The sequence below is a fragment of the Muricauda sp. MAR_2010_75 genome, from assembly GCF_000745185.1.
Lineage (GTDB): Bacteria > Bacteroidota > Bacteroidia > Flavobacteriales > Flavobacteriaceae > Flagellimonas.
The window spans coordinates 2,605,187-2,628,782 of the sequence record NZ_JQNJ01000001.1 but is presented as its reverse complement, the minus strand read 5'-3'; the positions used below and the strand labels follow the sequence as shown (position 1 = coordinate 2,628,782).

At 41.8% G+C, this 23,596-nt stretch carries 23 protein-coding genes; 16 read left to right on the top strand and 7 right to left on the bottom strand.

The features are described from left to right. The first annotated feature begins 56 nt into the window (after positions 1 to 56). Genes FG28_RS11755 through FG28_RS11740 form a run of 4 tightly spaced genes read left to right on the top strand, consistent with a single transcriptional unit; the run spans position 57 to position 2,387 of the window. The gene (locus FG28_RS11755; protein WP_036383057.1) at positions 57 to 665 is read left to right on the top strand and encodes an LUD domain-containing protein; all 609 of its coding nucleotides are present in this window, start codon (positions 57 to 59) and stop codon (positions 663 to 665) included. Between the two features lie 4 nt (positions 666 to 669). Next, positions 670 to 1,473, top strand: coding sequence for a phosphatidate cytidylyltransferase (locus tag FG28_RS11750; RefSeq protein ID WP_036383055.1), 804 nt, complete (start codon positions 670 to 672; stop codon positions 1,471 to 1,473). Further along, positions 1,463 to 2,131 carry a phosphatidylserine decarboxylase family protein gene (locus FG28_RS11745; protein WP_036383053.1) on the top strand — a complete coding sequence of 223 codons (669 nt, stop codon included), beginning with the start codon at positions 1,463 to 1,465 and terminating at the stop codon, positions 2,129 to 2,131. Before FG28_RS11750 ends, FG28_RS11745 begins: the two co-directional genes overlap by 11 nt. Further along, positions 2,124 to 2,387: an acyl-CoA-binding protein gene (locus tag FG28_RS11740; RefSeq protein WP_036383051.1), complete on the top strand. Its 264-nt coding sequence runs from the start codon at positions 2,124 to 2,126 to the stop codon at positions 2,385 to 2,387. The genes FG28_RS11745 and FG28_RS11740 overlap by 8 nt, the downstream gene beginning before the upstream one ends. Here the strand turns inward: FG28_RS11740 and FG28_RS11735 are convergent. Then, a complete protein-coding gene (locus tag FG28_RS11735) occupies positions 2,384 to 3,652 on the bottom strand; it encodes a sterol desaturase family protein (RefSeq protein WP_036383049.1) in 1,269 nt (422 codons plus the stop codon). The genes FG28_RS11740 and FG28_RS11735 overlap by 4 nt on opposite strands. Before the next feature lie 86 nt (positions 3,653 to 3,738). Next, complete coding sequence (locus FG28_RS11730; RefSeq protein WP_036383046.1) at positions 3,739 to 6,363, bottom strand: valine--tRNA ligase; 2,625 nt, start codon at positions 6,361 to 6,363, stop codon at positions 3,739 to 3,741. Between the two features lie 199 nt (positions 6,364 to 6,562). Between FG28_RS11730 and FG28_RS11725 the strand changes: the two genes are divergently transcribed. Continuing rightward, positions 6,563 to 6,949: a DUF1573 domain-containing protein gene (locus FG28_RS11725; RefSeq protein WP_036386519.1), complete on the top strand. Its 387-nt coding sequence runs from the start codon at positions 6,563 to 6,565 to the stop codon at positions 6,947 to 6,949. A gap of 57 nt (positions 6,950 to 7,006) precedes the next feature. Here the strand turns inward: FG28_RS11725 and FG28_RS11720 are convergent, their stop codons facing one another. Further along, positions 7,007 to 8,350, bottom strand: a complete 1,344-nt coding sequence (locus FG28_RS11720; RefSeq protein ID WP_316930861.1) for an aspartyl protease family protein — start codon at positions 8,348 to 8,350, stop codon at positions 7,007 to 7,009. Between the two features lie 149 nt (positions 8,351 to 8,499). Here FG28_RS11720 and FG28_RS11715 point away from each other — a divergent pair, with 149 nt between their 5' ends. From FG28_RS11715 to FG28_RS11675, 9 genes are all read left to right on the top strand, one after another. Beyond that, a complete protein-coding gene (locus FG28_RS11715) occupies positions 8,500 to 9,696 on the top strand; it encodes a pyridoxal phosphate-dependent aminotransferase (protein ID WP_036383043.1) in 1,197 nt (398 codons plus the stop codon). Beyond that, on the top strand, positions 9,693 to 10,709 hold the full coding sequence (murB, locus tag FG28_RS11710) for a UDP-N-acetylmuramate dehydrogenase (protein WP_036383042.1): 1,017 nt from the start codon (positions 9,693 to 9,695) through the stop codon (positions 10,707 to 10,709). Before FG28_RS11715 ends, murB begins: the two co-directional genes overlap by 4 nt. 199 nt (positions 10,710 to 10,908) lie before the next feature. Next, the gene (locus tag FG28_RS11705; RefSeq protein WP_036383041.1) at positions 10,909 to 11,475 is read left to right on the top strand and encodes an RNA polymerase sigma factor; all 567 of its coding nucleotides are present in this window, start codon (positions 10,909 to 10,911) and stop codon (positions 11,473 to 11,475) included. After that, positions 11,472 to 12,230, top strand: coding sequence for an anti-sigma factor (locus FG28_RS11700; protein WP_036383040.1), 759 nt, complete (start codon positions 11,472 to 11,474; stop codon positions 12,228 to 12,230). The genes FG28_RS11705 and FG28_RS11700 overlap by 4 nt, the downstream gene beginning before the upstream one ends. Before the next feature lie 76 nt (positions 12,231 to 12,306). Next, positions 12,307 to 12,516 carry a hypothetical protein gene (locus tag FG28_RS11695; RefSeq protein ID WP_036383038.1) on the top strand — a complete coding sequence of 70 codons (210 nt, stop codon included), beginning with the start codon at positions 12,307 to 12,309 and terminating at the stop codon, positions 12,514 to 12,516. A gap of 36 nt (positions 12,517 to 12,552) precedes the next feature. After that, positions 12,553 to 13,113, top strand: coding sequence for an RNA polymerase sigma factor (locus FG28_RS11690; RefSeq protein WP_036383037.1), 561 nt, complete (start codon positions 12,553 to 12,555; stop codon positions 13,111 to 13,113). A 62-nt stretch (positions 13,114 to 13,175) separates the two neighbouring features. Then, positions 13,176 to 14,051: a lipoyl synthase gene (gene lipA, locus FG28_RS11685; RefSeq protein ID WP_036383035.1), complete on the top strand. Its 876-nt coding sequence runs from the start codon at positions 13,176 to 13,178 to the stop codon at positions 14,049 to 14,051. A gap of 24 nt (positions 14,052 to 14,075) precedes the next feature. Next, positions 14,076 to 15,086, top strand: a complete 1,011-nt coding sequence (gap, locus tag FG28_RS11680; RefSeq protein ID WP_036383032.1) for a type I glyceraldehyde-3-phosphate dehydrogenase — start codon at positions 14,076 to 14,078, stop codon at positions 15,084 to 15,086. Beyond that, positions 15,083 to 17,311 (top strand): response regulator, encoded by a 2,229-nt coding sequence (locus FG28_RS11675; protein ID WP_156102270.1) that lies wholly within the window; start codon positions 15,083 to 15,085, stop codon positions 17,309 to 17,311. The genes gap and FG28_RS11675 overlap by 4 nt, the downstream gene beginning before the upstream one ends. On the opposite strand, the gene lpxK is transcribed toward FG28_RS11675, so the two are convergent. Further along, positions 17,308 to 18,306 (bottom strand): tetraacyldisaccharide 4'-kinase, encoded by a 999-nt coding sequence (gene lpxK / locus FG28_RS11670; RefSeq protein ID WP_036383030.1) that lies wholly within the window; start codon positions 18,304 to 18,306, stop codon positions 17,308 to 17,310. The two genes, FG28_RS11675 and lpxK, sit on opposite strands and share 4 nt — an antisense overlap. Before the next feature lie 48 nt (positions 18,307 to 18,354). Here lpxK and FG28_RS11665 point away from each other — a divergent pair, with 48 nt between their 5' ends. Together FG28_RS11665 and FG28_RS11660 are read left to right on the top strand one after the other, a co-directional pair. Then, positions 18,355 to 19,449: a Nif3-like dinuclear metal center hexameric protein gene (locus FG28_RS11665; RefSeq protein WP_036383028.1), complete on the top strand. Its 1,095-nt coding sequence runs from the start codon at positions 18,355 to 18,357 to the stop codon at positions 19,447 to 19,449. A gap of 5 nt (positions 19,450 to 19,454) precedes the next feature. Next, on the top strand, positions 19,455 to 20,234 hold the full coding sequence (locus FG28_RS11660) for a zinc ribbon domain-containing protein (protein ID WP_036383025.1): 780 nt from the start codon (positions 19,455 to 19,457) through the stop codon (positions 20,232 to 20,234). A gap of 259 nt (positions 20,235 to 20,493) precedes the next feature. Here FG28_RS11660 and FG28_RS11655 read toward each other — a convergent pair whose 3' ends face one another. From FG28_RS11655 to FG28_RS11645, 3 genes are all read right to left on the bottom strand, one after another. Next, complete coding sequence (locus FG28_RS11655) at positions 20,494 to 21,843, bottom strand: NAD(P)/FAD-dependent oxidoreductase (protein ID WP_036383023.1); 1,350 nt, start codon at positions 21,841 to 21,843, stop codon at positions 20,494 to 20,496. A gap of 274 nt (positions 21,844 to 22,117) precedes the next feature. Continuing rightward, positions 22,118 to 22,666, bottom strand: a complete 549-nt coding sequence (locus tag FG28_RS11650) for a ClpP family protease (protein WP_036383021.1) — start codon at positions 22,664 to 22,666, stop codon at positions 22,118 to 22,120. Between the two features lie 55 nt (positions 22,667 to 22,721). Next, positions 22,722 to 23,576, bottom strand: a complete 855-nt coding sequence (locus tag FG28_RS11645) for a mechanosensitive ion channel (RefSeq protein ID WP_036383019.1) — start codon at positions 23,574 to 23,576, stop codon at positions 22,722 to 22,724. Positions 23,577 to 23,596: the final 20 nt, after the last annotated feature.

Sequence of the window (23,596 nt, the reverse complement as noted above, 5' to 3'; positions counted from 1 at the left end):
AGGTTCAATTAAAAGAGTTTTAATTTGACATTGATAAAAAGTACTTGATACCATAAATGGGAGTTTTTAGCAAGCTTTTTGGAGGAGGAAAAAAGGTTTCTAAGGAAACTTTGGAAACCCGTGGAGAGCACATGCCAGATTTAAAAATTCCCGTGGATGAAAAGTTTACCATCTACTTTAAAAAAAATGGCGGCAAGTTTATTTATTGTGAGGACTTCTCTGAAGTGTCCGAAGCTCTAAAGAACATTATTTCAGAGAATGATTGGCAAAATCATCTCTTCTACTCCATGAACCCGCAGTTGGAAACACGGTTTGCCTCAGAAAAAATAGAGTTTACCCATAACAGGCAAGAAAGCGATATTTTCTTTACCACTTGCGAGCACTTGGTGGCCCATAATGGCTCCATTTTAGTATGCTCCAACCAAATCAAGGAAAAAAAGTTGAATGAACTCCCTTCAAACCTTATTGTCTTTGCCACAACAAGCCAATTGGTGGATTCAATCAGCGAGGCTTTAAAAATTATAAAGGAACGTTATCAGAAAAATATACCCAATAATATTACCACTCTAAAACACTTTCAACCTACACCGGAAAACAAAGATGATTTCCTTTCCTACGGAAGTGCTTCAAAAAATGTATATCTTTTACTCTTAGAAGATTATTGATTACATGAAAGAAATTCTTAGGCGCTCCATTACAGGGGTCATCTATGTGGTGCTTCTTTTGGGGTCTGTTTTTTTAAGCTCGGACGCCTTCGATTTTCTGTTTATGGCCTTTGGCCTGGCATGCCTTTACGAGTTTAAGCGGATTGTCCGCTTAAAGGGATATTACATTTTTGCCGCCTATTTGACACTTTGGTGGATTTTCATCTATTTAGTGCAGGAAGACACGGTGGTCACTATTTTAATGCTTCTTACCCTAACGGTGGATTTGGCTTTGCTCATGTTCCTATTTTCCAAAAGGCCCAAAAAGTTTACGGACTTTCAAAAGTTTGTGATTGCCGTCTTTTATATTGGTGGTGGATTTATTTTCTTGACCATGATTCCCTATAAAGAAGATAATTTTGCCCAATTTCTCATCATGGGCATATTTATCCTTATTTGGGTCAACGATACCTTTGCCTATTTGGTGGGCCGAACTTTGGGCCGAACAAAATTATATCCTGAAGTTTCTCCAAAAAAAACCATTGAAGGTTCTTTGGGAGGTCTTATTTTTGCATTGGCGAGCGCATACATCATGTCGTGCTATGAAACCAGATTATCCTTAACGGAATGGATGATATTGGCCACTGTAATAGTGATAGCAGGTAGTTTGGGGGATTTATTGGAATCCAAATTCAAACGAATGGCGGGTGTAAAAGACAGTGGGGCAATTTTACCGGGACATGGTGGAATCTGGGACCGATTGGACAGTTTGGTTTTTGCTGCACCATTCGCCTATTTAGTACTTAATCTATTTTCGTATGTTTCATAAAGAGGGGCAAAAAATAATCATCTTCACTTTTTTTATTGTGGTGGCAGCCATTCTTGCTGCACAGTTCTATATTGAGGTGGAATGGATTCGGTTTGCGGTACAGATTGCCGCTTTTGTGCTTCTCATTGCTATTTTACAGTTCTTCAGGAACCCCAGAAGATTGGTTACCCCAAATTTTGATGAGATTTTGGCTCCTGTGGATGGAAAAGTGGTGGTTATTGAAGAAGTGGACGAGCCTGAGTATTTTAAGGACAGGCGTCGGCAAGTATCCATATTCATGTCGCCCGTAAATGTACATGTTACCCGTTACCCAGCCAGTGGCACCGTAACCTATTCACAATACCATCCCGGTAAATATTTAGTGGCTTGGCACCCCAAGTCGAGCACGGAAAATGAACGAACCACAGTGGTGCTGCACACCCCAAAATTTGGTGAAATAGGCTATCGGCAAATAGCTGGGGCCATGGCACGGCGAATTGTAAATTATGCCGAAGAGGGTGAGCAAGTGACCCAAGGCCAAGATGCAGGGTTCATTAAATTTGGGTCCCGGGTGGATTTATTGTTGCCCCTAAACTGTAATATTACCGTTAAATTGGGCCAAAAAGTAACAGGCGCCAAAACATGTATCGCTTCTTTTAGAAAAGATGATGATGATTGACGAAGAACTACATAAGCAGTTTAATGATGCGGTGGCCTTTGTAAATGGGTATACCGAGCCGCTTCCTGCCGATCTTTTACTGAAACTCTACGCCTACTTTAAGATTGCCAACAAGAACTATGAAAATCCTGGGAGCAGAACTCCACTTATAAATGCTTTCAAGGCGAACGCTTTGTTCCAAGCAAAGAATATTAGCGTTAAGGAGGCTATGAAAAAATATATTGACTTGGTCAATTCTGAGGTGAGAAATCTTTAGGACACCAATTTGGGCGTTGCGAAGGATTTTTCATAATAGGTAAAATAGATGCCTCCAAAAATGGTGATGACAAAGTAGAGTGCCACAAAATAAACGCCTATGGACCAGTAGGCATTCAACCCAAACCAGTCATCTGTCATAAAAATCAATACCAAACCGGCCATTCCCCTTAAAATTTCAATCCAAGCCGCATATTTGGCTCTATCCATTAAGGTGGTATACCCGTACACACCCAAAAAGACAAAGGCGCCAAACAATAACAGTCCACTGACACCAATTTCTGAATAGCTGTAGAACATAAATAGCATCATGGCTGTGGTGACCACCAATTGAAAAATGGAATACCCTTTCAATGCTTTAGAAGATTCAGGCATGTATTTTTTAAAATTATAGACATCTTCAATAATCTGCACAGGATATTTTTCCTTCACATCGGCTGGGCGCCAACCTGTGGGCATAAACCAAATTCTGAGTTTGTCCCAATAACTATTTGTTCGCCAGGCATCTTTTATCAATCGCCATATATGCTGAAAATTGATAACGATGGGATTCCAGGTTTGTGCCGGTTTCAATACACCGTATTGAGGCGGTACTTCATCCAATTCTTCTTGGAACGTACCGAACATTCGGTCCCAAACACAAAAAATCTGCCCTAAATTCTTATCAATATATTCCGCATTGATGGCATGATGAACGCGATGCTGTGAGGGCGTCACAATAACATATTCCAACCAACCCATCTTCCCAATATGCTGGGTATGGTACCAGAACTGGGCAAATAAGTGGATGGGTGCCAAAACAGCAATGACTTGGTGGGGAACACCCAAAAGTGCTGCCGGAATGAGCAAAAGCGCAAAATACCCCAAAAGATTGGAAATGGGTTGCCGTAAGGCACAAGCCAAATTAAATTCCTCACTGCTGTGGTGGATTACGTGTTGGTTCCAGAAAAAGTTGACATGGTGACTCAACCGATGATTCCAATACCCTGCAAAATCCAATGCAATGAAGGCAACCACCCATACCAACCAAGTGGCCTTGATTTCGGTAAGGGCCAAATGCTCCAACAAAAAGGGGTAGGATACCAAAATGACCACAAGCCCCAATGAATCTTTTACCACATTGGTGAGCCCGGAGCTAAGGCTGCTCACCGTATCCATAATGTTGTGTTTCTGGTTCTTGACAAAATGGCCATACGCTATTTCAAAAAGAACCAACCCCAGAAAAAAAGGGGTAGCATACAACAAAGCCGTGGCGTAGGTTTCCATATTCTTAAATATATAAAAAAGAAGAATATACAAACAACTCCAATTGACAAAACCCAAGGGTCAATCAACAAAAAGACCAAGGAAATCTATTGCAAACTTGCCAAGCTTTTCTCCAAGGTCTCTATCTTGGCCACGGCATCGGCGGCTTTCTTTCGTTCCATCTTCACTACTTGCTCTGGGGCGTTGTTCACAAAACGCTCGTTGCTCAATTTTTTCTGCACCGATTTTAAAAAGCCTTTGGTGTACTTGAGCTCTTCCGTAATTTTTTGGATTTCCTCCTCCACATCGATGGCCCCGCTTATGGGAATAAAGTATTCGTTGCTCTTTACCCTAAAACTCAATGCCCCATCCAAGCTGGAATCCACTGTTTCCAATTTGGATAGATTGGCCAACTTCGTAATGATGGCATCCATTTGACTACCTACTTTTTCAGCATTCAGCATAAAAAGTTTCAAGGTTTCTTTCTGTGGAATGTTCTTTTCTTTTCGGATGGTTCGCACTCCTGAAATCACCTCAGCAGCAAAATCAAAATCGGAAATCAGTGATTTGTTAGCCTGTCCCGCTTTGGGCCAATTGGAAACAATCAACGCATTTTCTGGGGTTCGCTCCGTTATGTGCTGCCAAACCTCTTCGGTTAAGAAGGGCATAAAAGGGTGCAACAGTTTCAGGTTTTCCTCAAACAGCTGGATAACCGCATCAAAGGTGGTTTGGTCAATGGGCTGCTGATAGGCCGGCTTAACAATTTCCAACAACCACGAACAGAAATCGTCCCATACCAACTTGTAAATGGACATCAAGGCATCGGAAATTCGATATTTTGAAAAGTGGTCATCAATCTCAGCCAAAGTCTGATTCAATTTGGAGGTATACCATTCAATTCCCTTTTTTGCTGCTTTGGGTTGTGGAATAGCTGCAACCTCCCACCCTTTAATCAAACGGAAAGCATTCCAAATCTTATTGGCAAAGTTGGCCCCTTGCTGACAGAGTGCTTCATCGAACAAAAGGTCGTTGCCTGCTGCCGAACTCAACAAAAGTCCCACACGAACACCATCTGCACCAAAATCCTCTATCAATTTTAGGGCATCCGGAGAATTCCCCAACGATTTGGACATTTTTCGGCGTTGCTTGTCCCTAACCAAACCCGTTAAATACACATTATGAAATGGTTTTTCATCGCGGTATTCATATCCGGCCATAATCATTCGAGCTACCCAAAAGAACAGGATGTCAGGTCCCGTAACCAAATCATTCGTTGGGTAATAGTAGCTTACCTCCTCATTGTCAGGTTCTAAAATTCCCCCAAAAACACTGATTGGCCATAACCAAGAAGAGAACCAAGTATCCAGCACATCAGGGTCTTGGCGCAGGTCGGAGGCTTGGATATTGGGATTCCTGGATTGTGCCAATTTTAAGGCCTCTTCCAGAGTTTCAGCCACTACAAAATCATCCTCGCCATCTCCATAATAATAGGCAGGAATCTGCTGTCCCCACCATAATTGCCGGGAAATGTTCCAATCCCGGATATTTTCCATCCAATGACGGTAGGTATTATCGAATTTTGAAGGGTATAATTTAATATCCCCAGTTTTAAGAACGCCTTCAAGGGCCGGCTTGGCCATTTCTTCCATTTTTAAGAACCACTGGTCAGACAATCTGGGTTCTATCACGGCTTTCGTGCGTTCCGAAGTACCTACTTTGTTCAAATGCTGTTCCGTTTTCACCAAAAAGCCCTTTTCCTCCAATTCTTTTGAGATCTCTTTCCGCACCACAAAGCGGTCCTTCCCCTCATAATGTAGCCCAAAGGAATTTAGCGTTGCATCCTCATTGAAGATGTCAACAACATCCAAATGGTGTTTATCCCCAAGGTTTTTATCATTTTCATCATGGGCAGGAGTCACTTTTAAGCAGCCCGTACCAAACTCAATATCCACATATTCATCCTCAATGATAGGAATTACCCTGTTACAAATGGGAACAATGGCCTTTTTTCCCTTCAAATGACGGTAACGTTCGTCATTGGGATTAATGCAGATGGCAGTATCTCCTAAAATGGTCTCTGGTCGGGTGGTAGCTATGATCACTTTTTCATCCAAACCTTCTATGGCATAGGATAAATAGTACAGGTTTCCCTGCCGTTCCTCATAAATTACTTCCTCATCGGATAGGGTGGTTTTGGCCTCAGGGTCCCAATTCACCATTCTGTACCCCCTGTAAATCAGTCCTTTATTGTACAAATCCACAAAAACTTTGATCACGGAGGCTGACATATCGTCATCCATGGTAAATTTTGTGCGGTCCCAATCACAAGAGCAGCCCAACTTTTTCAATTGCTGAAGGATAACGCCTCCATATTCATTGGTCCAGTCCCAAGCGTGTTTTAAAAAGTCTTCACGGGAAAGATTGGCCTTGTTGATGCCCTCTTCCTTTAGTTTGGCCACCACTTTGGCCTCCGTGGCAATGGAAGCATGGTCCATACCAGGTACCCAACACGCATTCTTTCCCAAGAGTCGTGCCCTACGGATAAGGACATCTTGAATGGTATTGTTGAGCATGTGCCCCATATGGAGCACTCCGGTTACGTTTGGTGGGGGAATTACTATGGTGTAGGGTTCCCTGTCATCGGGTTTGGAGCTAAAAAAATTGTGCTTCATCCAATAGGCATACCACTGCCCCTCCACCCTATTGGGCTCATATTTTGATGGAATTTCCATTATTTCGGTATAGTTTTTGTTTAAAGGATACGGATTGGTTTATTGAAAGGAAAGCGTAATGTTAAATTAATGCTATTCTTCGGCTATAGGCCAATCCAGAAATACGAAACAAAAATAAGTAACGTTATTACATAACAAAAGAATTTTGGATGCAGGTGATAAAACATCTACATTTGAAGTTCACCCAAAAACCAAAAAAATGAAAAAAACTGTACTTATGTTGTTTGTTGGGTTGCTTTCCCTAGGAATCTACGCCCAAGACACGACTGCTAAAATTGAGTTTAAGAGTGAAACCATTGACTATGGTGAAATAGCCAAAGGCAGTGATGGAGTTCGGGTATTTGAATTCACCAATACCGGAACAGCCCCTTTGGTCATCAGCAATGTTAAATCTAGCTGTGGATGCACCATTCCCAAAAAACCTGAAGAGCCTATTTTACCAGGCAAAACAGGTCAGATTGAGGTAAAATATGACACCAACAGAGTTGGCCCTATCAGAAAAGCCATCACTGTAACTTCCAATGCCGATACACCTACCAAGGTTCTTAAGATAAAAGGAACGGTCAAGGCGGAAGGAGCCAAATAAGTGGAAAGAAAATTATTTTGAATAAAGAAGCCCTGAAAATTTCAGGGCTTTTTCTTTTTAATCATCGTCGAAGACCTTTTTCAGTACAAAGGTGAACAATAGGTCCTTGTTATAGCGCTCTATGAGCACTTTGATGCGCTTTCCTTCTTTTTCATTCAACATTTTAAGGACTTCCTGAAGTTTATAGCGGTGAATGCTTCTACCGTTCACAGCCAATATTACATCACCTTCCCGCAATCCCGCCTCAGCGGCTGGACTTCCTGCCCTGATACCTGAAACAACAATCTCTGGAACCAGACTCAAACGGGTTTTGTTTTCCAAGAGAATCTGCACATTACCAAAGGAGGAGTTATTATCTTCCCGTACTACCCCATCTAAACCTGCAATACTTTCGGCAATGTACCGTAATCCATTGTGCTGAAGGTCTATTCCTGCTAAATTATATTGAAAAGGAGTCCTAAAATTGCCATTCTTTTTTAGGGTGACCAGACCTCCCCTGTAATCGAAGGTAATATTGAACCGTTTCAAAATCTCACCACCAACACTTCCGTTTCGGTCACCCAAATTTTCTATAAATCCGAAAGATTCACGATATGGAAAAGCAGCTTTGGCGTCTTTGAGCTCAAAATCCCCAATTTTAACACCGTTTACTTTGGTGCGCTTCCCAAAAATATCCCCACTGAGACCTCGCCCCAAATAGTCCTCATAGTTCTTTTCAGGGATTTCCAACCCTTTTTCAGGTTGATGGAAAAGCCAAAGTGCATCGCTACTGCCGGTATCAACCAACAATTTGACAGGTATATTTTCGGAATCCTTCATCAGCACCGTTCCCTCCACATAGGCCTTTCTCTTTTCCACTGACAAAGGCAATGTTTGTGATTTTCTGTGCCGTTTATGTTCATAAAGTCGTGGGTTGTGAAGTTTAATGTTTTGGGAATTATAGTTGATCTCTACCACAAAATCCCTAAAAATTTCATAGCCCAAAATACCATGTACCGGTACGCCGAGGGAAGTGGAAAAGTTGATGCCTTTGTCCAAAACCACATACAAATCCTGTGAATAGTTTTTGGCTTTTCCCAACTTGAATGCATTTCCAGATGAACTCAAAGCCTTCATGGGCTCACCGCCACCCAGCCCCCTAACGGTAACTTCAGAAACATTGTTGATCGGAATTGAATCTTGATCGGAAAGATTGAAAAGAATAGGCTTGCTCACCCCGGAATCCAACACAAACTTAAGCTCCGTACCGTTGATATTGATCGGGATAATGATAATGTTGTTGATCAGCTCAAATTTTATTTTTTGGAATTTCTGGCCTTCGGGCAATTTGAATCCTTGCGCCGAAGCCATTAGGGGCGCCAACATTAAAAGAAGCACAAAAAAAGGCCAATTTTTTTTCAATTTACTTGCTTCTAAGTGGTTATGTCTACTAAATGTACAAAATAAACAAAGACCCTGTTCTTAATTTAACATTCCTAAAAGGATATAAATAATAGTGCAATGTGTTGTTTTCAACTGTTGGTTTTCCCATTTTTGCCTAAAATTTGTACATGCCACGTATTTCCAACAAGGGGAGGCAAATGCCTGCTTCTCCCATCCGCAAACTGGTTCCTTATGCTGAAGACGCTAAAAAGCGCGGAATCCATGTTATTCATCTCAATATTGGTCAACCCGATATAAAAACCCCTGAAGTTGCATTGAATGCGGTTAGGAACCACAACATTGAGGTGTTGGCGTACAGTATGACGGAGGGTTCTGAGGCCTATCGGGAGAAAATTGCCCACTATTATGCCAAAAAGGACATCCATGTTACGGCCAAGGACATTATTGTGACCACAGGTGGGTCCGAAGCACTCTCTTTTGCCATGGGCACTATTATGGATGCGGACGATGAAATCATCATCCCTGAGCCCTTTTATGCCAATTACAATGGGTTTGCTACGGCATCTGGGGTGAAAGTGGTTCCCATTGCATCATCCATCGAAAACAATTTTGCCCTTCCCCCTATTGCAGATTTTGAAAAGCTCATCACCCCAAAAACAAAGGCCATTCTTATCTGTAACCCTGGAAATCCAACGGGATACCTATATAGCAAAGAGGAAATCCAACAATTGGCCACTTTGGTCAAAAAACATGACTTGTTCCTGATTGCCGATGAAGTTTATCGGGAGTTCACTTATGATAACAAGTACCATTACTCCATTTTACAGGAAGATGGACTTGAGGCCAATGCCATAGTGGTGGATTCGGTTTCCAAAAGATATAGCATGTGCGGCGCCCGTATTGGGTGTTTGGTGTCCAAAAACAAGGATGTGATTCAAACTGCACTCAAGTTCGCCCAAGCGCGATTATCGCCTCCAACCTTTGCACAAATAGCCAGCGAAGCGGCTTTGGAGACCCCGCAATCTTATTTTGACAATGTTATTGAGGAATATGTAGCCAGAAGGAACATTTTGGTTTCAGAACTCCAAAAACTGGATGGCGTAAAAGTGGCCGTTCCCCAAGGAGCATTTTACTGTGTGGTGGAGTTGCCCATTGACGATGCCGATGATTTTGCCCAGTGGCTTCTGGAAAGCTTTGAAATTGATGGCAGCACCGTGATGGTGGCCCCGGCAGCTGGGTTCTATGCCACACCTGGTTTGGGAAAAAATCAGATCAGGATTGCCTATGTGCTGAAAAAAAGCCAACTTGTAAAGGCCGTACACATTCTGGGCAAGGCCTTAACATTGTACAATACCATTAAGTGAACCTGCATGAAAACATATCCTTAAAGCAATACAATACCTTTGGTATTGATGTGAAGGCCCGGTATTTTGTGGAAATTACTGGATTGGCACAATTGCAGAAAATTCTGGAACTGGAGGCTTATCCGAAGAAATTCATCATAAGTGGCGGCAGCAATATGTTACTTACCAAAGATATTGATGCCCTTGTGATGCACATCAACCTAAAAGGCATTAGCGTTGTTGATGAAAATGAAGATGATGTGGAAATCAAGGTCATGGCGGGTGAAAATTGGCATGAGCTGGTTTTGTGGAGCTTGGACAAAGGGTATGGCGGTTTGGAAAACCTATCGCTCATCCCTGGAAATGTGGGAACCGCACCGATTCAAAATATTGGGGCCTACGGTGTTGAATTGAAAGATGTCTTTGTGAGTTGCTCCGCTATGGAAATTGAGACCGGTGAACTAGTGGCGTTTGGCCATGATGCCTGCGAATTTGGCTACCGCGATTCCATTTTTAAAAATGAGGCGAAGGGGAAATATATCATCACTTCCGTAAACTTAAAATTGACAAAAAAGAACCATACCCTTTATACGGGATATGGCACCATAGAATCAGAACTCAAGGAAAAGGGAATTGTACACCCAACCATTAGGGATATTTCCAACGCCGTGATTGCTATTCGACAGAGCAAACTGCCCGATCCAAAAGAACTGGGAAATAGTGGAAGTTTTTTTAAAAATCCCGTTATTTCACAGAAAGCATACACAAAATTCATCAAAAAAAATCCCGAGGCGCCTTCCTATGAAGTGGACGGGGAACAGTATAAAATCCCGGCAGGGTGGCTCATTGAGCAATGTGGATTCAAGGGAAAACGATTCGGAGACGCTGGCGTGCATGAAAAACAGGCCTTGGTCTTGGTGAATTATGGAAATGCAACGGGAATGGAAATATGGAAATTGGCCCAACAAATCCAGAAAGAAGTGGCCGAAAAGTTCAAGATCAAAATTCAACCAGAAGTGAATATCATAAAATAACCCCCGCATTGAAACAATAACGGGGGTTATACCAAACCAAACTAACCAAAATCATTTATGTTGTATGAGCTCCAAGGCTCTTTCTTTTCAATTTCCAAGCCGGCAAATAAAGCTTTTTCTACCTTAGCTTTGTTCTATATACGATATAAATCCTATTTTAGATTTTAGCCCCTTAAAATTTTATCATATTGCACCCTAAATGAGCACACTGATCGAGAGACATATTGTTTCACTACTGGCTGAAAAGGACGATAAAGCCATATCCTTATTGTATGAAAACTACGGGGATACACTCTTTGGTGTGGCCTATAAGGTGGTAAAAGATGAAGATTTGGCCCAAGATGTGCTTCAGGAAAGTTTCATCAAAATCTGGAAAAAAGCCGATACGTATGATGCTTCCAAGGCCAAACTTTTCACCTGGTTGTTCCGAATTACCCGCAACACCGCCATCGATAAATTAAGAAGTGTAAATAATAAATCGGACAAGGAAGTCCAAATAGACGTTTCAGACGTATATAATCTAGGAGTGAGTGGAATAAGTCCCGAACATCTCGATGTCCAGGAAAACTTGCACAAAATAGAGGAAAAGTACAGAATTGTTCTCGAAGCTCTGTTTTTTGAAGGAATGACGCAGCAAGAGGCAAGTGATGAACTGGATATTCCCTTGGGGACCATAAAATCTAGATTGAAGATTGGTCTTCGGGAACTTGGAAAGATTTACGGTACAACCATGACACTATTGTTATTGCTAAACTTATTGCCATGAAAGAAAAAGTTAAATTATTTTTAGATTCGGACATACTTGAAAAATATTTGGTTGGAGATGCTTCTAAAGAAGAAACGCTTCAAGCAGAACGGTATATTGCCATGTATCCCGAGGTAAGGGACGCCTATAATGAGCTTCAAGACAATTTGGAGACCTTTGCAAAGATGTATGCCAAGAAAACCCCTGAGGGCCTCAAGGAAATCATCATTTCCAGTGCCAAACAAGAAAAGGCCGTCTTCAAGAGGTTCTATAAATATGCGATTGCCGCAAGTGTGGCCATTATGATCTTTGCCGGGTCATCCTATTTCTTTTGGAGCCAAAACCAAAGTCTTCAAGAAGAAAACACCTTGGTCAATAACAAAATCAAGTATTTGGAAGACAATATGAAGGACCAACTGGAAGACATGCGGAACCAGTTTATCGTCCTGAACAATCCAGATACCCGAAAATATCAGGTGAAAGGCCAGCGTGAAGGAAAAGAGCTCAAGGCCATCGCCTATATCAACCCCGTTAAAAAATTATCGTACATCAATGTGAGCAATGTGCCCCAACTACCGGAGAACAAATGCTTTCAAATGTGGGCTGAGGTCAATGGCGAGTTGGTAAACTTGGGTGTCATCAAACAATTTGATGATAAAGGGAAACTTCTTGCCCTACCCTATGCAGACAAGGCTGTAAGCTATATTACCATTGAGCCCGAAGGTGGAAACACCTCCCCATCAGTGGAAAATATCGTGGCCAATATCAACTATTAGGCCATTCGCCTGAAAGTATTCCCGAAGGGGACCGACTTTAGATGGGTATTTTATACCTTTGCATAAAAGTTGGATTATGAAGTTAGCATTGTTGACCATAGGTCTATTGGCATTGGCATTCGCCGGAATAGCCATTAAAATCTGGGGTAAAAAAGACGGAAAGTTTGCTGGCACTTGTGCGAGCCAAAACCCCTACTTGAACAAAGATGGGGAAGCTTGTGGTTTCTGCGGAAAGCAACCGGATGAACAAGAGTGCAAAAGAGACAGCATGCCGGAACTTCAGTAACCCTCCTTTTGCAATCCGTACCGCAAAATCACATTTTTGGAGAAAACCGAACAATCCATTAAGGAAAACATTCAAAAGGCCAAACAAGGCAATCAGATTGCCTTTAGCACGCTTTTGGACACTTTTTGGAACGATGTTTATGGGTTTCAGTTACTGCGGACCAAAAATGAGAACGATGCCGAGGACATCACCATCCGCACCTTTTCCAGGGCTTTTGACAAAATAGATACTTACGATGACACCTACGAGTTCAAAACTTGGCTCATCACAATTTCAAAAAACTTGCATGTGGACCTCATCCGTAAAAGAAAGCGAAGCTTTCTGGATGAAATGGAGTCCAAAGGAGACGAGGTGAAAAAAGTGCTCGATGAAACCCCAACAGTTGAAGATAGGCTCATCACAGAACAGAATCTTGCCAATTTGTTACAGGACATCAAAAAATTGAAGCCCCATTATCAAAAAGTCATCAACCTTAGGTATTTCAATGAATTGAGCTATGCCGATATCGCCAAAGAACTCAATGAACCCGTGAACAACATCAAGGTAAAGCTCCTGCGTGCCAAAAAGCTTTTGGCCGAAATCATCAAAAAAAAGTGAGCCGTTTCAACGGTATAAGTTTCCTTCCCAGTTTCGTATCTTTGTAAACCAAATTTTGTTGTATGAGCACAAGCGTAGCGGAAAGCGTACATCCTCCAAAAGGAAAACCAAAATGGCTCAGGGTTAAGCTCCCCACCGGAAAGAAATACACCCAGTTGCGGGGTCTGGTGGACAAGTATGACCTGCATACCATCTGTACTTCGGGAAGTTGCCCCAATATGGGTGAGTGCTGGGGCGAAGGCACCGCTACCTTTATGATTCTGGGAAACGTTTGTACCCGTTCCTGCGGCTTCTGTGGTGTAAAGACGGGCCGGCCGGAGAGTGTGGACTGGGCAGAACCCGAAAAAGTGGCACGTTCCATAAAGATCATGAACATTAAACACGCCGTCCTCACTTCAGTGGATAGGGACGACCTAAAGGATATGGGCTCCATTATCTGGGCCGAAACGGTAAAAGCGGTTCGGAGAATGAACCCGGAAACCACCATGGAAACCCTTATACCCGATTTTCAGGGTATAGAATCCCATTTGGACCGGATTTTGGAAGTGGCACCCGAAGTGATTTCCCATAATATGGAAACCGTGAGAAGGCTTACCCGTGAAGTTCGGATTCAGGCTAAATACGACCGAAGCTTGGAAGTATTGAACTATTTGAAAAAAAATGGGGCCAACCGAACCAAATCAGGAATCATGTTGGGCTTGGGTGAAGAAGAAGATGAGGTCATTGCCACCATGGAAGACCTGAGAAAAGTAGATGTTGATGTGGTCACCATTGGACAATATCTCCAACCTTCCAAAAAACACCTCCCTGTAAAACAGTTCATTTTGCCGGAACAGTTCAAAAAATATGAGGAAATCGGATTGGAAATGGGGTTTCGACATGTAGAAAGTGGTGCGCTGGTTCGCTCTTCCTACAAAGCCCATAAACATATACAGTAGGTCGTCTGACCTGCCCACCTTATCATGAAAAAAATTGTAATCGGCATTAATGGCTTTGGCCGAATTGGAAGGACGCTTTTTAGACTACTACAAGACCATCCAAATATTACTGTGGCCGCCATTAACGATGTGGCCGATGCCAAAACGCTGGCCCATCTCCTGAAATATGACAGCATTCATGGTTCACTACCTGCTGATGTTGTTTCTAATGGCAATTACATTATTGTAAATGGAGAAAAAGTCAGTGTGCTTAATCATCAGCATCCCAAAGACATCGACTGGAAAGCTCATGGGGTTGACCTTGTGGTGGAGTCCACTGGAAAATTCAAGAAAAGACAGGATTTGGAGTTTCACCTGAAAAATGGAGCCCAAAAAGTGATTCTTTCCGTGCCACCAGAGGATGAATCCATACAAATGGTGGTTTTGGGCGTAAATGAAGGGATTCTATCCAATGAGGACGACATCATTTCAAACGCTTCATGTACCACCAACAATGCGGCTCCCATGATTAAGGTGGTAAATGAACTGTGTGGAATTGAACAGGCCTATATTACCACGGTGCATTCCTACACTTCGGACCAAAGACTGCATGACGGCCCGCATCGCGACCTGAGAAGATCTCGGGCGGCCGCGCAATCCATTATTCCAACCACAACGGGAGCTGCCAAAGCCTTGACAAAAATTTTTCCTGATTTATCAGATGTCATTGGAGGATGTGGCATTCGGGTTCCCGTGCCCAATGGTTCCCTTACCGACATCACTTTTAATGTTAAAAAGGAGACTTCCATTGAAGAAATAAATGCTACCTTTAAGAGATATGCTGAAAATGGATTGAAAAACATCCTTCATTATACGGAAGACCCCATTGTTTCCATCGATATAAACAATAGTTATCATTCTTGTACGTTTGATTCTTTGATGACATCCGTTATTGGAAAAATGGTGAAGATTATCGGATGGTATGACAATGAAACTGGATATTGTTCCAGAATTATTGATTTAATAGCTTTGCTTATAAAGAAAGAATACGTTTGACCTCGAACTTACTACACAAATGGATTGGCGCTAAGACGCTGTTTCTGCTGTGCATGTTAATGTGCACCCAAGCTTTCTATGGTCAAAATCAAAAAGATATAAGTTCCACGGCCAAAGTACAGGCCATCTTTGACGAATTCACCGAATACAGGCATCAAAATAAGTTGGACAAGGCCCTTGAAACCTTGGATGAAGCCGCCAATATTGCCGAAAATAATGAGGATGTAAAGCTTTTGCTGGACACCTACCACCAATATGCCCGTTTATTTTTGGAAGAAGGTGATAGGGAAACCGCTATTTTTTATTGGGATCGAGCCAGCATTCTACTAAAGGATATCAGTTATTCCTATGGCCAAGCTTTTCATTTGTATTTGGATGCCGCTCTGCGTTTTGAGGAGGGCAATAACTTTCAATCCCTAAAATCTTTGGAAGAATCCAGAATGCTGAGCAACAACAGGAATCTCAGCAACAATATCCTTCTCCTGGAAGCCTATATTTTTACGAACATCGAAAAATATGACGATGCCATAAAAAACCTGCATGCCCTTATTGTTAACTCAGACGATAAAGAACGAGCTTATCTAGCTACAAAAGCAAACCTTCAATTGGCCAAAATCAGTATGGAACTGAATGATACCGAAGAGGGGATTGTGCACTCAAAAGCTGCACTGGAATTGGCAGAAAAGCATGGGTTTTCCAAAGAAATACGGGCAGCGAATGAACAATTGTCCAACATTTACGAGGTTATGGGGCGATATAATGAAGCCCTGACCTACAACAGAGCTCTAGAGAGCATCAAAGATTCCATTTTTAATATAGAAAAGGCCAAACTGGATGCCAGTACCGCAGACAAAATTCGGTTTGAGCACCAAATGAATGAAATAAACAAGCTCCAAGCCAAAAACGAGGAATTGAGCGAATCCAAGAACCGTTCGGAGATCACTGCCATATTAACCTCCGCATTTTTGACCATCATCTCTTTACTGGCAGTATCGCTTTTTAGGAACAACCAAATCAAGCTCAAGACCAACGACCTATTATATACCAAGAACAAAGAATTGGAGTTGGCCAGGGATTCTGCGGTTTCCGCCATGGAGGCAAAGACCAATTTCCTCTCTACGGTTACCCACGAACTTCGAACACCTCTTTATGCCGTGACCGGGCTCACGCACTTATTGCTGGAGGAAAATCCGGCAGAGCACCAAAAAGAACACCTGAAATCATTGAAGTTTTCAGGGGAATATTTGTTGAATTTCATCAACGACATCCTTCAAATCAACAAGATAGATGCTGATAAGCTGGAACCCCTGAACATTGAGTTCAAATTGGAAAAAGTGCTTACCGATGTTGTGGATTCCTTACAGCAAAATGCAAACGAGAACAAATCGAAGCTTATTTTGGATTATGACCCCAACATTCCCCAAACCCTGCTTGGAGACCCGATCAAGTTATCACAAATCTTCATGAATCTTGTGGGGAACGCCCTTAAGTTCACCAAAAATGGGAAAGTGGAGGTCATTGCCAAATTGTTGAAAAAAGAGGAAGATCAAGTAAAACTTTACTTTGAGGTCAGGGATAGCGGTATTGGAATTTCAGAAGATAAGCAGAAAAATATCTTTGACAGTTTTGAACAGGGCTCCATCCAAATCAATAGGGAATATGGAGGCACCGGACTTGGACTTACCATAGTAAAAAGCTTACTTGGTCTCTTTGGAAGCACCATTCAATTGGAAAGTGAATTGGGCCATGGAAGTTCCTTCTTCTTTGAAATGGACCTAAAATGTGATGATAAAGCCATTGATGAAGTTGCTTTTGAACTAAATCCTGAAGAATTTGACTTTAAGGGACTCCACGTATTAATTGTGGAAGACAACAAGATCAACCAGGTCATCACCAAAAAAATGCTCACCAAAAAAGAGATTACCTGCGATATTGCCAATAATGGTAACGAGGCCATTGACATGGCCAAGGCAAACACTTATGACTGCATTCTAATGGACATCCACATGCCGGGCATCAGTGGTGAAGAGGCCACACGCCAGATCAGAAAGTTTGATCCGGATATCCCCATCATTGCACTGACCGCAATCTCTTTGGATGACAGTCTGGAAAGTTTTTACAAAGCCGGTTGCAACGACGTGGTCACCAAACCTTTTAAACCCGAGGTGTTCTATCAAAAAATTGGTGAAAATATCTTTAGACGAAAAATGGAAGGTTTGGTTTAGATCAGACTTTTAATGATTTGTTCCAAGTATATCCCGTCTTCAGAGCCAAAGCTGTGGGCAACTTCCAAATAGAACAAATTTTTTACCCTGCCCTTTAAGCGTACATAGTCCTTTTCCGTGGTCAAGACCATCCCATGATTCCCGAACTGCTCAATTTCCTTGTCCGAGAAATTATGATGATCTCCAAACTCAAAATGCTCAAACTGCAATCCCAAGGACTTTAAATGGTGTACCAACGGTCCAGGTGAGGCAATGCCCGTAACCAATGCCATATGCTTCTTTTTTACTGTTGAAAGTTCAAAATGTTCCACCCCTTCGCCCTTAAGCACATTGTTGTATTCCAATTTAGAAAACAATACTTTCTGATGTGGTAACGGTTTTATTTTTTGGAGAATCAATGTTTGTTCTTCTTCCGAAAATACTTCAGGGCATTTGGTAACAATAATAATATTGGCCCGCCTTGCCTCTCTTTTACTGTCTCTCAGATTTCCCGTAGGGAGGTACCAATCATCAGTATAAAGATGTCCGTAGGCCGTCAACAGGATGGAAAAATCTGGTCTTACCCTTCTATGCTGAAATGCGTCGTCCAATAAGATAATTTCTGGTTTCACCAAGGCTTCCAACTGGGCAATCCCGTTCCTTCGGTCGGTATCAACTGCCACGGTGATTTCAGGGAATTTTTTGTGCAATTGATAGGGTTCATCTCCCAAATCCAACACGGAACTGTTTGCATTGGCCATTAAAAATCCTTTGGATTGCCGTTTATACCCACGACTCAGTACAGCAATTGTATGACCATCCAACAACCTGACCAGATATTCAATCATGGGGGTTTTTCCCGTCCCACCAACACTTAAATTGCCCACACAAAGGGTTGGCGTTTTATAAGATTTGGATTGAAAAACTCCAGTATCGTATAGAAAATTTCGCAAATGCACGATTAGGGCATAAACCAAAGAAAACGGGAACGCTATTTTGCGAAGCAATTGCAGCATGGGGCGAAAATATAATATTTTATCTTTAGCCTACTTAAGAAAAACCAAATGACCGTAAAGGATATTACAAAAATACTGGAAGAACTGGCTCCTATGGCCCATGCCGAGGATTTTGACAACGTTGGATTACTGGTGGGAAATCATAATATGACCGTAAATGGTGTCTTGGTCACGCTGGACACGTTGGAAAATGTTGTGGACGAAGCCATTGCTAAAAATTACAACTTAATTGTCAGTTTCCATCCCATCATATTCAGTGGTCTCAAAAAACTTACTGGCAGTACGTATGTGGAACGTGTGGTCATGAAGGCCATCTCCAATAACATTGCCATTTATAGCATGCATACGGCCCTGGACAACAGCAAACATGGGGTAAATGCCAAGATTTGTGAGGTATTGGGCATCCAAAATCCAAAGATTCTGATGCCCAAGAAAGGAACCATCAAAAAATTGACCACCTATGCACCCAATGGAGAATCAGAAGCTATAAAGTCGGCTCTTTTTGGTGCCGGAGCAGGTGAAATTGGAAAATACAGCAATTGCAGTTTTAGCTTGGAAGGCAAAGGAAGTTTTGTCGCCGGTGAAGAAGCCAATCCAACGGTTGGAAAAATTGGGGAGGTCCATGTGGAAAAAGAAACCCAGATCAATGTGATCTATTCTTTTGAAAAAGAACAAAAAATCCTTGAAGCACTTTTTAATGCCCATTCCTATGAAGAGGTGGCCTACGAAATCTCTGCACTGGAAAACATAAACCAGGACATTGGCATTGGCATGATGGGCACACTGGAAGATGAAATGGATGAAATGGCCTTTTTGCAGTATGTCAAGAAGAAAATGAACGCATCCATGGTGCGCCATTCCAAATTGCTTGGAAAGAAGGTAAAACGAGTGGCGGTTCTGGGAGGGAGTGGCTCCTTTGCCATTTCGGCCGCTAAAAAGGCAAAAGCGGATATTTTTGTGACTTCTGACCTAAAATACCACCAGTTTTTTGAGGCCGAAAACCAGATTGTCCTTGCCGATATTGGGCACTTTGAAACTGAGCAGTTTACAAAAGATTTATTGGTTGATTATCTTACAAAAAAAATTCCTAATTTTGCAGTCTCTTTATCGGAGAGTAAAACAAATCCCATCAAGTATTTATAAATAATATGGCGAACAAAAAAGAAAGCACCGTGGAAGAAAAATTGAGAGCATTGTACGATCTACAGCTCATTGATTCCAGGGTTGACGAAATACGCAATGTACGAGGTGAACTCCCATTGGAAGTACAGGACTTGGAAGATGAGGTATTGGGTCTAAAAACCCGTATGGACAAACTAAAAACGGACGTTGAGACCATCAATTTTGAAATCACTGCCAAGAAAAATCTTATTGAAGAGTCCAAAGCGCTTATTAAAAAATACGCTGAGCAACAAAAAAATGTGCGAAACAGCCGAGAGTTCAACTCCTTGAGCAAGGAAGTGGAATTCCAAGAATTGGAAATTCAATTGGCTGAAAAGAACATTAAAGAATTCAAGGCACAGATTGAGCAGAAAAAAGAAGTGATTGCTGAGACCAAAGAAAAACTTTCGGAGCGTGAAGGCCACTTGAAGCACAAAAAAGGTGAATTGGATGCCATTCTTGCTGAAACAGAAAAAGAGGAAAAAGCCCTTTTGAAAAAATCAGAGGAATACGAAGAAAAAATTGAAGACCGTTTGGTTCAAGCGTATAAAAGGATTCGCACCAACGTAAAAAATGGTCTTGCCGTGGTTCCTGTGGAGCGTGGCGCTTCTGGAGGTTCGTTTTTCACCATTCCACCCCAAGTACAGGTGGAAATTGCTTCCCGTAAAAAAATCATTACGGATGAGCATAGTGGACGAATCTTGGTAGATCCACTATTGGCAGAGGAAGAGCAAGAAAGAATGCAAGGTTTGTTTGCGAAGCTATAATTTGCATTTCCTATAAAATTAAAAGCCACTTTTTAAGTGGCTTTTTTATTGTGCCTTTGTCATTCCGAACTCGTTTCGGAACCCCATATCACCTTATAGTTTTGAGAAAATTCGCAAGATTCGTGTGAAAAAGATTTCTTGACTACCTCTCCATCAGTGCGACCCTGAAATGAATTCAGGGTGACGGGTTTAACCCAAACAATATATCTTCGAGAAAATTGGTGAAATTCGTGTCGAACTAAAAATATAAAGAGCTTTGCTAATCCTCTTCTAAAAGTTCCAAGATTTTATCTTCCACTTCTTTGGTTTCCCATTCTTCTGAAATATTTGGAATTTTCAAGATTTCCTGCATAATATCTTCCTGTTTGTCCCCAATGGCCAAAGCTTCGGCATAAGGCCTTTCAGAGAAGGTCACCCTGCTATACACTGGAATCCATTTGTCTGGATGTTTGGAAGAAAACCACTTTTCAATCTTCTTTTGCAGCAGAAACTTAGGGTCAGCCGTTTTACTGCTCATCTCTACAAAATTTCGGTAACTGAGCTCGGCAATGGCATCGGCATTGGGTTTTCGTTCTTCTTGGTATTCTTTAAAAATGGCATCCCAATTGTCTCCATGGGTTTCCATGAGCTCGTTCAGCACATAAATATCCTCAAAACCGGCGTTCATGCCCTGCCCGTAAAAAGGAACAATGGCATGTGCAGAATCCCCAACCAAGGCCACCTTATCCCAATAAGTCCAAGGATAGCATTTCATGGTAACCATGGCACTCGTTGGGTTTTTGAAAAAATCTTGGGATAGATTCTCAATATTCTTTTTCACATTTGGAAAATAGGTTCTAAAAAAGCTTCTAGCCTGATCTTCTGTAGTGATACTTTCAAAGGAGACTTCTCCCTCAAAAGGCAAGAACAGCGTACAGGTAAAACTTCCATCGATATTGGGCATGGCTATGAGCATGAATTTGCCCCTTGGCCAAATATGAAACGAATTCTTGTCCAATTTATGGGTACCATCCGCATTGGCGGGAATGGTCAGCTCCTTGTACCCTACATCGATGAAATCTTGGGAATAATCAAACCGGCTTCGGCGCTGCATTTTGTGCCTTACCCGCGAGAAAGCGCCATCACACCCGAAAACAAGGTCGTATTGATATTCCTTCCACTCGCTCTTTTCTGTTTCTCCAGTATAGATTTTAGCTTCGGGAAGGTTTACATCCCATACTTTTTCATTGAACCGGAAAACAGTTCCGGCCTCTTCAGCCAAATCAATCATTTTTTTATTGAGAATCCCACGGGAAATGGACCAAATGGCCTCTCCTTCCTTTCCATATTTTTGAAAATAGACTGGTTTTTCATTTACGTGCATCGCGCGCTTGTCCAAAGGAATGGCAATCTCCTTGATGCGTTTTTCCAAGCCTACTTTTTGCAATGAACGCCAACCCCTATTGCTCATAGCGAGGTTGATGGAGCGACCTGAAAATTTAATGGTCCTGATATCCGGCCTACGGTCAAATACCGTAACCGAATGTCCTTTTTTACGTAGATAAATGGCTAAGAGCGAACCCACCAATCCGGAACCGATGATGGCTATGTTTTTAGGCGTCTGTGTCATAAATGCCGAATGGCGAATTCCAATTAAAGCATAAAAATACGGAAATTGGGTGGTATACGCTGTTTTAACATAGTCTATCAGAAAATCAATCTGTTACAAAACCAAATACCTAGAGCAGCCAATACATCACCCATTTTTAACACTTCTTTAAAGTCTTTTGGTATCCATCTTGCCGTATATATATTAAAATATTCCGCTTCGGCGTCCATATATATGCAAAAAGTCCTTCCCAAAACTTGCGAAGGACTTTTTCCCTTTTTAGGGTATCTGTTTCTTATTTCAAAATCTCGTCCACAATGCCGTATTCCACAGATTCTTCAGCACTCATCCAATAATCCCGATCAAAATCTTTCATGACCTTATCAAAAGGTTGACCACAATTATCCGCTAGAATCTGCGCACCCAATTCCTTGGTCTTTATAATTTCCCGTGCTTGAATTTCAATATTGGAAGCTTGGCCACGAGCACCTCCGCTGGGTTGGTGAATCATGACCCGTGCATGGGGCTGAATGAACCGTCTTCCTTTTTTTCCTACGGATAGAAGGATTGACCCCATGGAAGCCGCCAAACCGGAGCAAACCGTTGATACGGGACTTTTAAGTTGTTTTATCGTGTCATAAATGGCAAAACCGGAGGTTACATACCCTCCAGGGCTATTGATGATCAATTGAATTTCCTTGTTATTTAGCAAATCCAAGTACAGCAGACGATCTATGACGTGTTTTGCAGAATCATCATCAACCATTCCCCACAAAAATACCTTTCGCTCTTCTAGCAGTTTTTCTTGGATCAATTCTTGAACCTTTCCTTTCTTTGAACTCATTTTTTATTTGTTGAAAGTTTCAAAAATAATCAAATTCCAAGGAAATATTGGTGCATTATCCGCTTTTGTCCAAATACGGTGACTGCGGCTTTATTTCTACCTTTTGAGCGACCACATCTTTGATGGGAATTATAAATTTTCCGGCTTTGGTCACCAAGGTAAGACTATTGTTATCAATGGCCTCAATGGTCCCCGCATCGGCACCGATTGTTATTTTATCACCCACAGCATAGATTTTTCTGGTATAGTAAGAGCGCAGGATATCTGCAATGACATCTTTGGAGCCCAATCCCAGTCCCAAACCAAAGGCCAAGAGAAAGGAAGCCAAAATCAAGGTGATGTTGTTGGTAATTATGGTCGTGTCCACCCCAGCTTGGTTCAAAGCGGTTATCGACATAAAAACAATGATGATGTAGAACAAGAGGTTACTTACCAGATTTGAGCCTCCCAATTCCAAAGAATCGAACAACCGTTTTACGGTATTCTTTACCAAGTTTCCAATATAGAATCCTATCATAAGTAAAACCAGTGCACTGAAGAATCTAGGCAAATAGCGCAAAAGATTACCTATTTCGGTGGAAATGATTTTCCAATTGAGTATATCGGCAGCCACAATAAAAATTACCAGCACTAGTCCCCACTTTACAAATCCCAAGATTATTTTTATAATGTCCACTTTTACATCCCCCTTGCCAAAAATATCCATGTCGTTGATTCGTTCACTGAGTGCATTTGCCTTGGTGAGCTTTAAAATTTTTCCCAAAAGGAACAGTGCTATTTTTATGACCAACCATCCCAGGACAAGAACGGTAATTGCTCCTATGATCTTTGGAAGTACCACGGCTATTTCCTTTCCCATTGCCGATAGTGAATCAATTGTGAGATTTTTCCAGTTGTTCAGTGTTTCCATAGTTGTTGTTTATTTATGTT